Source organism: Burkholderia sp. Bmkn7, assembly GCF_041103175.1.
GTDB classification, from domain to species: Bacteria; Pseudomonadota; Gammaproteobacteria; order Burkholderiales; family Burkholderiaceae; genus Burkholderia; species Burkholderia cepacia.
This window is the reverse complement of record NZ_JBGCUH010000002.1, coordinates 2211985-2228229: the sequence shown is the minus strand read 5'-3', so window position 1 is coordinate 2228229 and position 16245 is coordinate 2211985. Positions and strand designations below refer to the sequence as shown.

Genomic DNA, 16245 nt, shown 5'->3' with positions numbered 1-16245 from the left:
GCGAGAAGCTGACGCCGCCATCGGCTCGCGGTGCGCGAAGCGATGAGGCCGCAATACGATCGGACGGGAGTCAGGGCACGCGATTCGCCGTCCGAACGCGGAGTGCTTTTTTAAGCATACTCGTCATTCGTTCGTTTTAAAAGTCTGCGTCGGCGAGCGATGTTCGTGCGAACGCGGCGTTATCTCCATGTCGCCGGTGTGGCAACGCGCGATACAGGGCCGGGATCGAAACTTGCGCAACGCTGCAAACGCGGCGTGCGCGAAGGCATGCGGACGACGGGCATCGCGCGCGATCGTCCGTGACGATGCGCGTTCCCGGATAGGCGCACGATGCCGCGCCGGTCGGTAGAAACGACCGGCGACGAAGCGGCTGCGCCGATGCGCGAGCTACACGCGCGCGTGCCGCGAACCGGAAAAGGAGACGTGCGACGCGCGCGCGAACGGATCGAGCGGGACGTTGACGATGCACGGCCCATCGCGCGGTATGCGCAAGCGTGACGCAGGCAGGCCGGAGAAACCGCGTGCGCATCGCCGTCTCCTTGCGGTAGCCGCTACGCGGCGGTCGGTTGCCAGTGATGTGCGGCGGGTTCTTGCGCGTGCGTGCCCGACGACGTCACGTGCGTGCCGGACGGCATCCGGAACGCGGCAACCGTTTCGGACAGCTCGCGACCTTGCGCCTCGAGCGACTTCGATGCGGCCGCGGCCTGCTCGACGAGCGCCGCGTTCTGCTGGGTCGTCTCGTCCATCTGCGTGATCGTCAGGTTCACCTGGTCGATGCCGCGGCTCTGCTCGGCCGACGCGGCCGCGATCTCGCCCATGATGTCCGTCACGCGCGCGACGGCCTGCGTGACGTCCGACATCGTCTTGCCGGCTTCGCCGGCGAGCGCCGAGCCGTCGCGGATCGTCTGCACCGACGCGGTGATCAGTTCCTTGATCTCCTTTGCCGCCGTCGACGAGCGTTGCGCGAGACTGCGCACCTCGCTCGCCACGACCGCGAAGCCGCGGCCCTGTTCGCCCGCGCGCGCGGCTTCGACCGCCGCATTCAGCGCGAGGATGTTGGTCTGGAACGCGATGCCTTCGATGATGCCCGTGATGTCGGCGATCTTCGACGAGCTCTGGCCGATTTCCGTCATCGTGTCGACCACGCGGCCGACCACCGAGCTGCCGCGATGCGCGACATCCGATGCATTCGCGGCGAGCGCGCTCGCCTGTTGCGCGTTCTCGGCATTCAGCCGCACCGTCGACGTGAATTCCTCCATCGTCGCGGCGGTTTCCTGCAGCGACGCGGCCTGTTCCTCGGTGCGCTGGCTCAGGTCGAGGTTGCCCGACGCGATCTCGCTCACGGCATGCGCGATGCTGTTCGATGAATCGCGCACGCGGCCGACGATGCCGATCAACCGCTCGTTCATCGTCCGCAGCGCTTCGAGCAGGTCGCGGGTTTCGTCATTGCCGCTGACGTGGATGCGACTGCCGAGATCGCCGTTCGCGACCGTGCGCGCGACGTCCACGGCCGAGCCGATCGGCACCGTGATCTTGCGCGTCAGCCACAGGCTGCCGCAGGCCGCGAGCGCGACCGCGATCAGGCAGATGCCGGCCAGCAGGTTGCGCTCCATCGCATAACGATCCGCGAATTGCTGGGCGATCGCGAGTTCGCGTTCATGCGTATAGGTCGCGTAGGCATCGGTCGCGCGCACGAGCTGCGCGAGCAGCGGGCGGCAGTTGTCGTCGATGTCGGCGGTCGCCTCTTCTTTCTTGCCGGCCTGCGCGAGCCCGACGATACGCAGCGCGACGGGCCCGTAGCTGGATTCGATGCGGGCGATGTTGTCCACCAGTTCGCGCGCGCGATCGGAGGTGTCGGTCGCGTTCGCCATCATCTCCTTGAGCTTCGCGAGATGTTCCTGCACGTCCTTGTGCGCCTGGTTCACCTCGGCCAGTTCGAACTCGAGATCGGACGGTTTGGTCACGAGCACGATGTTGCGCGCGGCGATCGCGCGCCGGTCGACCGCGGTTCGGATTTGCGCGGACTGGTTCGCCCGCGCGTTGATGCCGTTCATGTAGCGGGAAAACTCGGCGTTCGTATCGGATAGCGCCTTGAGTGCCACGCCCGACACGATCACGACGACCGCGGCGAGCAGGCCGAAGCCGCCGAGGAGTTTTGTCTTGATGCTCATTCTGGCGATATTCACGTTGTGCCCCTGCGCGTGTGGTTGGTGAATTGAATTTATTGTTCGACCAGATACGGGCTCGTGCCGGCATTAACGGGTATACGGAATGATTCTTTACCCTTCGAAAACCCTGATATTAGTTTTTTTAGCGCTGGAATCCTTTTCGGGCGGGTTTGCTCGAACCCGGGCAGAAAGAACCGAGGCGCCCGTGATTCAAAGGTTTATACGTGGAATTTGAAACCGGTTTTACCCGGCGAGGCAAAAGAGATATTTTTGCTAATAATTGTCTGATGAATTGGTTTCTATTTATGGGTGAATAAAACGAAATTCCCTCGCGCTCTAATTGGGGAGGGAACCGGTGCGCGTCGTCGGTATGTATGCGCGATGGGCGGAATTGTCCGGAAAGCGGAAATTCGTGGCGGAGTGGAGGCGCCCCAAGGCGGCCCCGCGGCGGGCGCCGCGGGCCATGAGAGGGTCAGAACGTGGTGCGCAACCCGGCCATCACGCTGCGGCCGCCTTCCGGCGCGAGGCCGCGCACGACCGAGGTCGAATAGCGGATTTCCTGGTTCGTCAGGTTGTCGCCGCGCAGGTACGCGAGCCAGTGCGTCGCACCGACGCGGAACTTGTAGGTCAGCATCACGCCGAGCGACGTGTAGCCGTCCGTCGAAAAGTCGTTGTCGGGCACGCGATGCTGCGACCACGCATGCGTGACCTGCGCGCGCGCACCGAACGGGCCGTAGCCGTAGTCGGCCGCGAGTGTCGCGCGCAGCGGCGCGATGCGCGGCAGCGGCTGGCCCGTATCGACGTTGCGTGCGTGCGTGTAGTCGGCCGTCAGCTCCAGGTCGACCGTATGGCCGCGCCGCGCGAAGGCGCGCCACTTGCCGTCCAGCTCGATGCCGTAGAACTCGGCGCGCACGCCACGGTAGATCGCCTCGTTGAGCGAACCGTCGGTACCGGGCGCGATCGGTTCGCCGTCGTCGTTCACCACGCGGCCCGTGTTGTACTCGGTCAGGTAGTTCGAGAAGCGGTTGTAGAACACGCCGACGCTGCCGCGATTCGGCCCGCTCGTGTAGCGCAGCGACAGGTCGGTCGACACGGCCTTTTCCTTCGATGCGTTCGGGTTGCCGATCAGGAACTGGCCGGTCGCATCGTGCGGGCCGTTCGAATACAGCTCGTAGAAGGTCGGCGCGCGTTCGGTGTATGCGACGTTGGCCGCCACCGACCACACGGGCGTCAGCGAGAACAGCGCGCCGGCCGAGACGCTGCCGGCATTGAAGTCGCGCGGCTGCGCGCCCGCGAATTTCTCGACGCCGGCCGGATCGGGATCGACCTTCACGTGCTCGAAGCGCCCGCCGAGGCTCAGCTTGAGCGCCGGGACGACCTGCCATTCCTCGAGACCGAACAGCGCGACGCTGTTCGTGCGCGTGGACGGCACGAGCAATTCGTCACCGAGCGCCGAGAACGTGTTCTGGCCGAACTGCACGCCGATCGCGCCTTCGAACGGGCCGATCCTGCGATGCCGCGCCTCGATGCGCGCCTCGTAGCCGCGATTGCGGAAGGTGGTGGCCGTCTCGCCGTTGTCGACTTCCTTGTGGCGATAGTCGGTGTACGCGAAGTCGAATTTCAGCTTCGTGAACGGGCCGCTCAGGTTGCGCATCTCGGAGGCGAGCGCGAGCCGTTCCTGGCGCATCCGCAGGCGCACGTCGTCCTCGGCGACGGAGCCGTAGTTCGACTCGTAGCCGCTGTACGACAGGCCCGCGAACCCGTCGGCCCACGTGTACGACGCGCCGACCGCGCCGCCATGCACGCGGCCGTCGCTGTTCGGCACGTTGCCGTACGGTTGCGGCGTGTCGGGGCCGTCGATCGCGCGTTGCTGGCTGCTGCGCGCGTAGCCGGGAATCCGCAGCTTGCTCGTTTCGCGGTCGAACGCGTCGACATGGAACGCAAAGCGGCCGTTGCCGCCTTCGACCTGCGCGGCGCCCGCGCGCACCGAATTGGCGCCGCCGTAGCGCGCGTCGAGCGCGCCCGTCACGCCTTCGATCGCCTCGCGCGGAATCCGGTTGTCGATCGTGTTGACGACGCCGCCCACCGCATTGCCGCCGTACAGCAGCGCGGCCGGCCCGCGCACGATTTCGACGCGCTCGATCGACAGCGGATCCTGCGGCACCGCATGGTCGTATGACAGCGACGACGCGTCGTAGGCCGCGACGCCGTTCTGCAGCAGCCGGATCCGGTCGCCGTCCATCCCGCGGATGATCGGGCGGCCGACCATCGGCCCGTAGGTGGTGGTCGATACGCCGGGCAGCCCGTTCAGCGTCTCGCCGAGCGAATCGGCCTGGCGGCGCGTCAGCGCGTCGCCGGACAGTTGCGCGGTCGGCGAGATCAGGTCGGTGTCGCCGAGCGGGTTCGCGGTCACGAAGATCGGCGCGAGCGCAGTGGTTTGCGTCGGTGTCGGCGACGCGGGCGCATCGGCCTGCGCGTGCGCGACGGCGGCGAACAGCATCAGCGAGACGGGCGAGAGCGGGCGAAGCGGTAGACGAGGGAGGTCGCGCATGGTCGGTGAATCAATTGGAATGGGTTGGAGTTCGATCGGAAGGCGAGCCATGCGGGTCACGGCTGGATACGATATATTGTTGCGTCTGTGGCGCGCAGTGACCCGTCTGGATATGACTCGGCGTAACCCGGCCACCCGGATGAAACGGTTTCAGGTGGGCGAGATCACGAAATGATATGTTATATCATTTCAAAATCCAAGCGAAACGGCGTCCTGCCACAGGGTTTCCGACAAACGGCTGAAATGGCTGCGAAAGCAGAGGCGGGCCGTCGACCCGGCGGCGCAGCGGCGGTTTGCGCCACGCGTCCCACCATGAATCCGCCACCGGCGCGCACGATTCCCGCCCCGTTGACGCGTATCAATGCGTTCCGGTTTCGAGCCCGGATACTGGCGCGGTCATCGACCAGACAGGAGCGACGCATGACTCAAACCATGAAAGCGGCCGTGGTGCACGCGTTCGGCGAACCGTTGCGCATCGAGGAAGTGCCGATCCCGACGCCGGGCCCTGGCCAGATCCTCGTCAACATCAAGGCGACGGGCGTCTGCCATACCGACCTGCACGCAGCCGACGGCGACTGGCCCGTGAAGCCGACGCTGCCGTTCATTCCCGGACACGAAGGCGTGGGTGTCGTCGCGGCGGTCGGCGCGGGCGTCACGCACGTGCGCGAGGGCGACCGCGTCGGCGTGCCCTGGCTCTACACCGCATGCGGCCACTGCGAGTACTGTCACACCGGCTGGGAGACCCTCTGCCACGGGCAGCAGAACACCGGTTATTCGGTCAACGGCAGCTATGCGGAATACGTGCTGGCCGATCCCGATTACGTCGGCCATCTGCCGGCGCAGGTCGCGTTCGACGAGATCGCGCCGATCCTGTGCGCGGGCGTCACGGTCTACAAGGGCATTCGCGTCACCGATACGCGCCCGGGCCAGTGGCTCGCGATTTCCGGTATCGGCGGGCTCGGCCACGTGGCCGTGCAATACGCGCGTGCGATGGGCCTGCACGTCGCGGCCGTCGACATCTCGCCCGACAAGCTCGCACTCGCGCGCGAGCTGGGTGCCCAGCTGACGATCGATGCGTCGATCGACGATCCCGCGAAAGTGATCCAGAAGGAAATCGGCGGCGCGCACGGCGTGCTCGTCACGGCCGTGTCGCGCAGTGCGTTCGCGCAGGCGCTCGGGATGGTGCGGCGCGGCGGCACGGTGGCGCTCAACGGTTTGCCGCCGGGCGATTTCCCGCTGCCGATCTTCTCGAGCGTGCTGAACGGCATCACGGTGCGCGGGTCGATCGTCGGCACGCGGCGCGACCTGCAGGAGTCGCTCGATTTCGCGGCGGACGGGCTGGTGCGCGCGCATATCCATCGCGACCGGCTCGGCAACATCAACGACATATTCGCGCGGCTGCGCGAAGGGAAGGTCGACGGTCGTATCGTGCTCACCGACATGCACTGACGCGCATTCGGGCCCGCTGCCGCGACGCGAAGGACGTCGCGGCAGCGCTGCGCTCACGCGTGCATCACGGCGCGAAGAACACGTCGGTGCGGTTCGTCAGGTTGCCCGCGTTGGTCTGCACGAAGAACGGGTGGAACGACGACGAAGGCATCACGTCGAGCCCCTGGTAGTCGCCGATGAAGAAGCCTTCCGCGTTCGGCGCGAGCTTCAGGTCGAACGGGCCACCGACGCGCCGCTCGTCGGCGAACGTCGTGCCGCCGTCATGCGAGATCTTGCGCCAGAAACCGGTCGGCAGCGTCGTCGTGTTGCCGGCCTGGAGGTCGCGGAAGTCGTAGTAGGTGACCATCACGGCGCCCGTGTTGTCGACGCGCACCGACGGATTGAACGCGGGGCGCCCGGTCGGCGTGTTCAACTGCTGCGGCGTGCTCCACGTCGCGCCGCCGTCCTTCGACGTCGATACGGCGATCTCGTCGTACGTGCCGCCGTTGAAGCGGCTGTCCTGCCACACCACGTAAAGCTGCCCCGAGGCCGGATCGATCGCGGGTTCCGGAATGATGTCGCCGGTGCGCACGGGCTCGCCGGTGTTCGGATCGGTGACGCCGGCCGTCTGGAGCCCCGCGATCACCTGCGGTTTCGTCCACGTCGCGCCGTCGTCGGTCGACTTGATGAACGCGACCTTGCCTGCCGCCTTGCTGAACGGCGGCTGGATCAGGTCGAAGAAGTCGTAGAGCGTGCCGCTCTTCGGATCGACGACGATCTGGTTGCCGATCGTCTGCTGACGCGACGGCACGTTGACGATGACCTTCGGTGCGCTCCACGTCTTGCCGCCGTCGGTCGTCTTCGAGAACAGCGTCGGCCCGCGGTAGGCGTGCGTGTGCAGGTTCGCGTACGGGTTGCCGTTCGGCAGTTCGAGGCGGTCCCACACCGCGTAGGCCGTGCCGGCCTTCACCGGGTTCGCCGTCACCGATTCCTTGTCGTTGAAGAACTGCGTCGTCGGTTCGTCGTTCGCGATCAGCACGGCCGGGCTGCTCCAGGTCTGCCCGCCATCGGTCGACACCGACGCGGCCACCGCGTTGGCATTGTTCGACTGGTTGAACGAGATCGATACCGAATACGCGGTGCCGTCCGGCCCGAACGATACCCATGGATCGGACGCGCGCTCGTACTTCAGCCCGCCCGGCGCGCATGCGCTGAACGGTTGCGGCGTGCGCGCCCAGGTCGCGCCCGCGTCGAACGTGTAGCCGGCGACGAGCCCGTGGGCGCCGCCGTTCGACCAGCGGTCCTGCTGCCACACGCCGATCATGTTCATCGGGTTCGCCGGGTTGACCGACAGCCACGGTTCGACCTCGGCGTTCACGTAGTTCGTGCCGGGGCCGCCGATGGTGCAGGCGGCGAACGGGCTCGGGCCGGACACGGCCACGGGGTCGGCATGCGCGGCCGCGGCGGCGGCCATTGCCACGGCCGCCGCGGCGGACAGGCGGGTGAGGCGAGTGAGGCGGGGCAGGCCGGTGACAAGCGGGTGGGATACGGTCGAACGTCGCATGGACAGCTCCTCGTTGACGTGCGGCGGCGATGGCGCGGCATGGAGCGGCACGTCGCGCACCGGTACGCGGCGGCAACGAATGCCGTGCCGCGCGTCGGATCGTGTCGTTCAGGAAGCCGTTTCGGTCATCGCAATCCGCGTGTGCTGGATGCCGCCAGCACGTCGGTCAAGACACCTCTTCGTTTTCATTGCTTGTCGGGTGCGTCCACGGAGGCGGACGCGACGGGAAAGCCAGTCCGTGCATACGGCGAATGCGTCGAAGTGGATTGAATGTAGGCGATCGGTATGCGGCGCGGGAGGCGATTTTTTGTAACAGTACGTAGCCGGAAAGCGTTGCCGAAACAGCGCTTCCGGGACGCAAGATTTTCCGCTAGAAAGTTCGGAAACCGAATCGAATAAACGTATCGAAGGCGCGAATCGAAGGCACGAATCGGAATCGCTATCGATTACGCGGATTCGTGCCGATGCGGTGCGCGGTCGGCGCGGTTCAGCGTTCGGCCGGAAAGCGATCCTGCAACGCGTGCAGCCAGCGCGCGACGACGTCGAGTTCGGCATCGGAAAACCCGTCGCACAGCTTGCCGTTCAGCTCGCGCAGCAGCACGCGTGCGCGCTTGAGCGCCGCCTGGCCGTCGTCGGTCAGGTACAGCCGCGTGGCGCGGCCGTCGTCCGAATCGGCGTGACGCGTGATGAGGCCGGCCTTTGCCATGCGGTCGGCGAGGCCCGTCATCGCGGACGGCGCGAGCTGCAGCGCGGCGCCGATTTCGCCGATCAGCGCGCCGTCCTGCTTCGCGAGACAGAACAGTGCACCGGCCTGCGCGGCGCTCGCGCGTGTCTCGGTTTCGGCCTTGCGGTCGATCCAGCGCTGCACGCGCCGCTGGCCGATGTTCAACATGAAAAACAGTCGTCGGTCTTCGCTCAAGCTGGGTTCCCGGCTGCAATGGAAAGGGAGGGGCGGCCCGCGGTGCGTGGTGCGTCGAGTGCCCGCGCGAGCCAGTCGGCCACGTCGGGCCACAGCACGGCGCCGGGCCGACTGCGAAAGAAGCCCATGTGCCCGACCGGGCCGCTGCCCGCCGCGTGCGGATCGATCTGGCGGCGTTCGACCGGCGCGCGGGTCAGATAGCTTACCAGCAGGCCGATCGCGGCCGGGTTCGCCCACGGATCGTCGTCGAAGCCGAGCGCGAGAATCGGCAGCCGTTGCTTCGCGAAGCGCTCGGCCGCACCGAGCGTCGGATCGTCGAAGAAATAATGCGGCAGCGTCGTCCAGCGGCTCCATTCGCGGAACACGCCGGCCGGCATGTCTTCGCCGAGCCCGAGCCGCTTGCCGGGCACGTAGCCGAGCAGCGCCGACATCAGCGGGCCGAGCACACGCAGGATCAGCCGCACCTTCACGCGTTCGGCCGCCCGCGTGATCAGCCGCGTGCTGCCCGCATGCGCGGCGACGAGCACGGCTGCGCGCAGGTGCGGCGTGGCGGCGGACAGCCCGATCGCGTGCCCGCCGACGCTGTGACCGACCGCCAGCAGCGGCAGCCCTTCATAGGCCTGCCGTGCCCACGCGGTCGCGGCACCCACGTCGAGCTCCATCCAGTCGCGCATGCGGGCCTGCAGCGCACCCAGGCGCGCGGGCCGCGATGCACCGATGCCGCGATAGTTGTAGGTGAGCGCAGCGAAACCACGCCCGGTCAGGAAGCGTGCGAAGCCCGCATACAGCCGCTCCGGCACGGCCGTCGCCGGATGGATCAGCACCAGCGCGCGCGGCGCCGCGTCCGGCGACCACAGCGTGCCGTGCAACGCGTAGCCGTCGGCGGCGGAAAACTCGATGGGTTGGGAGGTCATGGCCGTCCTCGTTCCGGATGGTTATTTCGTATGCGAAATATAGTCCGGGATTTATTTCGCGCACGAAATATCTGTCGAGGATTCATTCGAACCGGGTTCCCGGACGGGCGGCGGGCGGCATCCGGCGATACCGGTCACGTCATAAAACATTTGCATCTTTGCATAGAAGAATATTGCGTTTGTTTCATGGTGCGGATCGACGTATCTTCACCGGTTCCATCCGTTCCGCCGGCCGCCGGGCACGGCGGATCACGTGGCGCCGCGATCGCGCGGGCGCCCGCCAACCTTCCGGGAGATCACGTTGCTGAGCCGAATCGTCACGGCACTCTTGCTGGCGCTTGCCGCGCAGCCAGGCATGGCCAAAGACACCGTCACGCTGCGCGTCGGTGAACAGAACTACTTCAACATCCAGGCGTCGATGGAGGCATCCGGCGTGCTGAAGGACCTGCCTTACACGATCGAGTGGAAGCACTTCCAGGCCGCCGCGCCCGTCGCCGAAAGCCTGAACGGCAATGCGATCGACGTCGGCTTCCTCGGCGATTCCGCGCTGCTCACGCTGGCCGCGCGCGGCGCGCCGGTGAAAGTCGTCGCGGTGTCGCGGCAGAGCCTCGACGGCGTTGCGATCCTCGTGCCGAAGAACTCGCCGGTGCGCACCGTCGCCGACCTGCAGGGCAAGACCATTGCCGTCTGGCGCGGCGCATGGAGCCAGCAACTCGTGCTGCGCGCGCTCGAACACGCCGGCCTGCGCGCGGATTCGGTCAAGTACGCGTACCTGATGCCGATCGATGCGACCAACGCACTCGCGAACGGCTCGGTCGACGCCGTGTCGCTGTGGGAGCCGTTCGTCAGCACGCTCGCGTTGCGGCAGGGCGCCCGGCCCGTGACGACCGCGCAGGGGCTGATGCCCGCGCTGAGCTTCGTCGCCGCGAACGAGCAGGCCGCAACGGGCAAGCGCGCCGAGATCGCCGATTTCCTGAAGCGCGTGGTGGCCGCACGCCAGTGGGTCGACAGCCATCCGCGCGAGTATGCCGACCTGTGGGCGAAGCGCGCGAAGCTCGAGCCGGACGTCGCGTACCGCTGGCTCAACAATGCGCACCAGCGCGTGGGCCCCGTCGACGACACGGCCGCCAAGGATGCGCAGAACACCGCCGACTTCCTGCACAAGGCCGGCGTGATTCCGACCGCGTACGACACGGCGAAGCTGCTCGACCGCTCGTATGCGGGCGCGTTCGCCGCGCCCGCGCAGAAGACGGCCGCCGCGCAGTGAGCGTGCCGCAGCGCGCAGCCATTTCCGATCGACAACGACAAGGACCCTCGACATGCCCGTCGACATCATCGGCATGATCACCGCGACGCCCGGCGCGGAGGTCGACGTACCGGGCGGCGCCGCCGTCCAGCCCGACTACGTGCGCCGCTTCGCGCAGGCGCACGAGGCCGCCGGCTTCGACCAGATCCTGGTCGGCCATTTCAGCAACGCGGCGGACGGCTTCATCGTCGCGTCGTTCGCGGCCGCCGCGACCGAACGCATCCGCATCCTGCTCGCGCACCGGCCCGGCGTGATCGTGCCGTCGGCCGCCGCGCGGCAGATCGCGACGCTCGACGTGTTCAGCGGCGGCCGGCTCGCGTTGAACGTCGTGTCGGGCGGCGACGATACCGATCTTCAGCGCGACGGCGATTTCGTGCCGCACGACGCGCGTTATCGCCGTACCGGCGAGTATCTCGACGTGCTGAAACGGATCTGGCAGGCCGACGCGCCGGTCGATCACGATGGCGCGTTCTACCGGTTGCGCGGCGCGTCGCCGCTCGTGAAGGGCGCGCAACGGCCGCATGTGCCGATCTATTTCGGCGGCTCGTCGCCGGCCGCGCTGGCGGTGGCGGGCGAGCATGCCGATGTCTACATGACCTGGGGCGAGCCGCTCGCGTCGGTTCGCGAGCAGATCGCGCGCGTGCATGCGGCCGCCGCGCCGTTCGGGCGTGCGCCGCGCATCAGCGTGTCGTTTCGGCCGATCGTCGCCGATACCGAGGCGGCCGCGTGGGAGAAGGCCGAGGCGATCCGCGAGCGCGTGCGCGCGGCGCGGCTCGCGAACGGCCAGCCGATCGACGGCCACGCGCCGCAAAACGCGGGCTCGCAACGGCTGATGGCCGCCGCCGCGCAGGGCGACGTACTCGACGAGCGACTGTGGATGGGCGTCGCGAACCTGACCGGCGCGCGCTGGAATTCGACCGCGCTGGTCGGCACGCCCGAGCAGGTCGCGCGTGCGCTCGGGGCGTATTACCGGCTCGGCGTTTCGACGTTCCTGATTCGCGGGTTCGATCCGCTCGACGATGCGCTCGATTACGGGCGCCACCTGATTCCGGCGATTCATGCGCAGGTCGCGGAGCTCGACCGACATCACGCGGCAGTGCCTGCGTAGGCGCATCGCGTCGTTGCGACGCAGGAGGCTGCTTCGATTCGCCCCGGCATTCCCGTTGCGGGATGCCGGGGCGATGTCATTCGGGTGGTCGAGTAGCGAGAGCCTTCAGAACGACGGCAATCCCGGCGGATTGGTTTCCGCCCGCGCGATCGCCTCGCTCTGCAAACCCCAGCGCGCGAGCGCCTGTCCGTAGCGGCCGCTGCCGATCAGCGCGTTCGTCGCCAGCGTCAGCGCGGGCGCGAGCCCGCTGCCGCGCCGCGTCGCGATCGCCACGTCGGCGTTGGCCGGCCAGCCCGCATTGACGACGCCGACACGGCGGATCTTGCCGGTGCGCGCGGCCTCGTACGCGAGCGACGCGTTCGGGTTCAGCTCCGCATCGGCGCGGCCCGACAGCAGCGCGATGCGCGACGTCGCATCGTCGTCGAAATATTGCAGCTCGGCCGGCTTCAGCCCCTGCGCCACGTTGCGCCTGTTCCACTCGAGGAGGATGCGTTCCTGGCTCGTCCCCGCGCCCGTGATGATGCGCAGGCCGGCGATGTCCTTCGGCTCGGCGATCTTCGCGATCGGGCTGCCGGTGCGCACGTAGAAGCCGTGCAGCCCGAGCCGGTAGGCCGTGAAATCGTATTTCTCCTTGCGCTTCTCGGTCACGCCGACGTTCGAGATCACCGCGTCGTACTTGCCGGACGTCAACCCGAGCGGCCAGTCGGCCCATGCGATCGGCACCAGCACGAGCGTGCGGCCGAGCGCGTCGGCGACGAGCTGCGCGTAATCCGGATCGGCGCCGACCACGGTGCGCGCGTCGGTCGCGTAGGTCGACACCGGCGGCGCGTGCGGTGAAATCGCGACCGTGAACGCGTCGTCGCGCACCCAGCGGTAGCCGGCTGCCGCGCGGATCGCCGCGTCGTCGCGTCCGGCACGCACGCGGCCTGCCTGGCGCGGGTCGAGGTCGGCCGTCGCGGTGGCCGCATGCGCCGCGCGCCACGGCAAGCCCGCTGCCGCGACCAGCGCGGCGGTCATGAACTGGCGTCGGTCGGTCATCGTGCGGCCCCTCGGGAGTCGACAGCGGCGCGCATCACAGCACCCGCGACAGGAACGCGCGCGTGCGCGCATGCGTCGGCGCGTCGAGCACGACGGCCGGCGGCCCGGATTCGACGATGCGCCCGCGCTCCATGAACAGCACGTTGTCCGCGACTTCGCGCGCGAAGCCGATCTCGTGCGTGACGATGACGAGCGTCGTGCCCGAGCGCGCGAGTTCCTTGATCACGTCGAGCACCTCGTTCACGAGTTCCGGGTCGAGCGCGGAAGTCGGTTCGTCGAACAGCAGCACCTTCGGGCGCAACGCGAGTGCCCGCGCGATCGCGACGCGCTGCTGCTGGCCGCCGGAGAGCTGGCGCGGATACGCATCGGCCTTGTCCGCGAGACCGACGCGAGCGAGCAACGTGCGGGCGATGCGCTCGGCGGCGTCGCGCGTGACGCCGCCGACGGCGACCGGTGCCTCGATCAGGTTCTCGAGCACGGTCAGGTGCGGGAACAGGTTGAAGTTCTGGAACACCATCCCGACGGCGGTGCGCCGCGTCAGCACGTCGCGCTCCTTCAACTCGTAGAGCACGTCGCCGTCGCGGCGATAGCCGATCAGTTCCCCGTCGATGTCGATGAAGCCGTCGTCGACGCGTTCGAGATGGTTGATCGTGCGCAGCAGCGTCGACTTGCCCGAGCCCGACGGCCCGACGATCACGGTCACGCTGCCGCGCGGCGCGACGAACGAGACGTTGTCGAGCACACGCTGCATGCCGAACTGTTTCGATACGCCATGCACGGCCACTTCGCCGCCGGCGCGTGGTGCGACGGCCGCCGTATCGGCATCGCCTTCGACGCGCACGAGCGAATCATCGCGGCGGGACCTGACACGCCGCCACAGCACGCCGAGGCGCGCGAGCGCGAACGTGACGACGGATCGCGGCGGGTTGCGCAGCGCGCCGCGCGCATAGTGGCGCTCGACCTGCACCTGGATCGCCGACAGCACGGTCAGGATGATCAGATACCAGACGGTCGCGACCATCAGCAGCGGAATCACCTCGAGATTGCGGCGATAGATCACCTGCACCGTGTAGAACAGCTCCGGCATCGCGAGCACGTAGACCATCGACGTGCCTTTCGCGAGCGAGATCAGGTCGTTGAACGCGGTCGGCAGGATCGCGCGCATCGCCTGCGGCAGCACGATCCGCGTGGTCTGGCGGCCGCGCGGCAGGCCGAGCGCGGCCGCCGCTTCGAGCTGCCCCTGGTCGACCGCGAGAATGCCGCCGCGAATCACTTCCGCGGAAAACGCCGCGTGGTTCAGCGTGAGGCCGAGCACGGCCGCGAGGAACGGGCTGATCAGGTCGGTGGTCGGCGTGTCGAACCATACGATGCTGGTGAACGGCACGCCGAGCCGCACATGCTCGTACAGGTAGCCGAGGTTGTTCAGGATCAGCAACAGCACGATCAGCGGAATCGAGCGGAACAGCCACACGAAGGCCCACGCGCTCGCCGACAGCAGCCGCGAGCGCGACAGCCGGGCCAGCGCGACGAACGCCCCGAGCACGAAGCCGAACACCGCGCCGAGCAGCGTCAGCACCAGCGTGCGCGCGAGCCCCGACAGCACCGGCGGCGACAGGAACCATTCGGCGAACACCGGCCAGCCCCATTGCGGGTTGCCGAGTATCGAATGCAGGACGATCGCGATCAGCGCGACGGCGAGCACGGTGCCGGCCGTGCGCGACCGGTGGCGCGCGGGCACGATCCGGAAACGCGTGCCGGCGTCGCGCGCGCCGGGGGAAGAGAGCGGCGGCAGCGCGCCGCCGAGGTGGGTCGTGTCGCTCATGTCGGTGGAAATCCTCGAATCGGTCGGGCGGACGCGCCGCGCACGCGCACGGGCGGCGCGGCGGCGGGTGTCAGGCGTGCGCTTCGGCCGCCGTTTCGGGCGACGCGTCACGCACCGCGTGACGGCTTGCCTTGCGCGGCAGGCCGAGGTGGTCGCGCAGCGTCGCGCCGGGCAGGTCGCGGCTGTAGCGGCCGCGCGCCTCGAGCGCCGGGATCACGAGTTCGACGAAATCGTCGACGCCTTGCGCCTGCACCGCGAAGCCGAGGATGAAGCCGTCGCCGGCGCCCGCGTCGTGCCAGCGGATCAGCTCGTCGGCGACATGCTCGGCCGTGCCGATGAAGTTCGGGCGCGGGGTGGCGACCGCGAGCGCCGTCTCGCGCAGCGACAGGCCTTTCTGTTTCGCGTCGGCCTTGATCCGGTCGGTGGTCGAGCGGAAGCTGTTGCGGCCGAGCTCGCCGAGCTCCGGGAACGGCGCGTCGAGCGCGTACTGCGTGAAATCGTGGTGATCGAAATAGCGGCCCAGATAGGCGAGCGCCTCGTCGATCGTCAGCAGGTCGCGGATCGCCTGGTACTTGTCCTCGGCCTCGGCGGCCGTGCGGCCGACGATCGGCCCGATGCCGGGGAAGACCTTCACGTCGCTGCCTTGCCGGCCGTGCTCGATCGCGCTCTGCTTGACGCGCCGCGTGAACGCGGCCGTCTCGTCGAGCGACGGCGAATGCGTGAACACGGCATCCGCGTACTTCCCGGCGAGCCCGATGCCGGTGTCGGAGGAGCCGGCCTGGAAGATCACCGGCTGCCCCTGCGGGGACCGCTGGATGTTCAGCGGGCCCGCGACCTGGAAGAAGCGGCCGTGGTGATCGAGCGTGTGGAGCTTGTCGCGATCGAAGAAGCGGCCGGTCGCGCGGTCGCGCACGAATGCGTCGTCGTCCCAGCTGTCCCACAGGCCCTGCACGACGTCGAGGTATTCGTCGGCGATCTCGTAGCGCAACTCATGATCGGGATGCGCCTTGCCGAAGTTCTTCGCGGTGCCCTCGAGCGGCGTCGTCACGACGTTCCAGCCCGCGCGCCCGCCGCTGATCGCATCGAGCGACGCCAGCTGGCGGGCGACCGTGAACGGCTCGCTGTACGACGTCGAGATCGTGCCCGCGAGCCCGATCTTCTTCGTCGCGACCGCGAGCGCCGACAGCACGGTCAGCGGCTCGAAGCGGTTCAGGAAGTGCGGGATCGACTTCTCGTTGATGTAGAGGCCGTCCGCGACGAACGCGAAGGCGATGCCGGCGGCTTCCGCCTTGCGGGCGATGCCGATCGCGAAATCGAGGTTGATGCTCGCGTCCGGCGGGTTGCTCGGGTGCCGCCATGCGTTCATGTGGCTGCCTGCGCCTTGCAGCATCAGGCCGAAAGGGATCGATCGTCGGGTCGTCATGGGA

Annotated in this window: 11 protein-coding genes; 3 read left to right on the top strand and 8 right to left on the bottom strand. The window is 68.1% G+C overall.

Going from position 1 to position 16245, the window contains the following annotated elements; all coding sequences use genetic code 11:
- Positions 1 to 551: 551 nt before the first annotated feature.
- A complete protein-coding gene (locus AB3K92_RS15840) occupies positions 552 to 2171 on the bottom strand; it encodes a methyl-accepting chemotaxis protein (RefSeq protein ID WP_081079260.1) in 1620 nt (539 codons plus the stop codon).
- Positions 2172 to 2640: 469 nt separating this feature from the next.
- Entirely contained in the window at positions 2641 to 4719 is a 2079-nt protein-coding gene (locus AB3K92_RS15835) for a TonB-dependent receptor (protein WP_369465395.1), read from the bottom strand.
- A 420-nt stretch (positions 4720 to 5139) separates the two neighbouring features.
- Here AB3K92_RS15835 and adhP point away from each other — a divergent pair, with 420 nt between their 5' ends.
- Positions 5140 to 6168, top strand: a complete 1029-nt coding sequence (gene adhP / locus AB3K92_RS15830; RefSeq protein WP_048024611.1) for an alcohol dehydrogenase AdhP — start codon at positions 5140 to 5142, stop codon at positions 6166 to 6168.
- A 64-nt stretch (positions 6169 to 6232) separates the two neighbouring features.
- On the opposite strand, the gene AB3K92_RS15825 is transcribed toward adhP, so the two are convergent.
- The 3 genes from AB3K92_RS15825 to AB3K92_RS15815 form a co-directional block, all read right to left on the bottom strand.
- Positions 6233 to 7711, bottom strand: coding sequence for a sialidase family protein (locus AB3K92_RS15825; protein ID WP_369465394.1), 1479 nt, complete (start codon positions 7709 to 7711; stop codon positions 6233 to 6235).
- Positions 7712 to 8198: 487 nt separating this feature from the next.
- Positions 8199 to 8630, bottom strand: a complete 432-nt coding sequence (locus AB3K92_RS15820; RefSeq protein WP_021162132.1) for a MarR family winged helix-turn-helix transcriptional regulator — start codon at positions 8628 to 8630, stop codon at positions 8199 to 8201.
- A complete protein-coding gene (locus tag AB3K92_RS15815; protein WP_318828128.1) occupies positions 8627 to 9544 on the bottom strand; it encodes an alpha/beta hydrolase in 918 nt (305 codons plus the stop codon). The genes AB3K92_RS15820 and AB3K92_RS15815 overlap by 4 nt, the downstream gene beginning before the upstream one ends.
- Before the next feature lie 301 nt (positions 9545 to 9845).
- Between AB3K92_RS15815 and AB3K92_RS15810 the strand changes: the two genes are divergently transcribed.
- Both AB3K92_RS15810 and AB3K92_RS15805 read left to right on the top strand, forming a co-directional pair.
- Entirely contained in the window at positions 9846 to 10811 is a 966-nt protein-coding gene (locus AB3K92_RS15810) for an ABC transporter substrate-binding protein (protein WP_175849970.1), read from the top strand.
- 52 nt (positions 10812 to 10863) lie between these two features.
- Positions 10864 to 11958 (top strand): LLM class flavin-dependent oxidoreductase, encoded by a 1095-nt coding sequence (locus AB3K92_RS15805; protein ID WP_048024619.1) that lies wholly within the window; start codon positions 10864 to 10866, stop codon positions 11956 to 11958.
- A 105-nt stretch (positions 11959 to 12063) separates the two neighbouring features.
- On the opposite strand, the gene AB3K92_RS15800 is transcribed toward AB3K92_RS15805, so the two are convergent.
- From AB3K92_RS15800 to AB3K92_RS15790, 3 genes are all read right to left on the bottom strand, one after another.
- On the bottom strand, positions 12064 to 12996 hold the full coding sequence (locus AB3K92_RS15800) for an ABC transporter substrate-binding protein (protein WP_369465393.1): 933 nt from the start codon (positions 12994 to 12996) through the stop codon (positions 12064 to 12066).
- 34 nt (positions 12997 to 13030) lie between these two features.
- Positions 13031 to 14818, bottom strand: a complete 1788-nt coding sequence (locus tag AB3K92_RS15795; protein WP_369465392.1) for an amino acid ABC transporter permease/ATP-binding protein — start codon at positions 14816 to 14818, stop codon at positions 13031 to 13033.
- 70 nt (positions 14819 to 14888) lie between these two features.
- On the bottom strand, positions 14889 to 16241 hold the full coding sequence (locus AB3K92_RS15790) for an LLM class flavin-dependent oxidoreductase (protein ID WP_059492206.1): 1353 nt from the start codon (positions 16239 to 16241) through the stop codon (positions 14889 to 14891).
- Positions 16242 to 16245 lie beyond the last annotated feature (4 nt).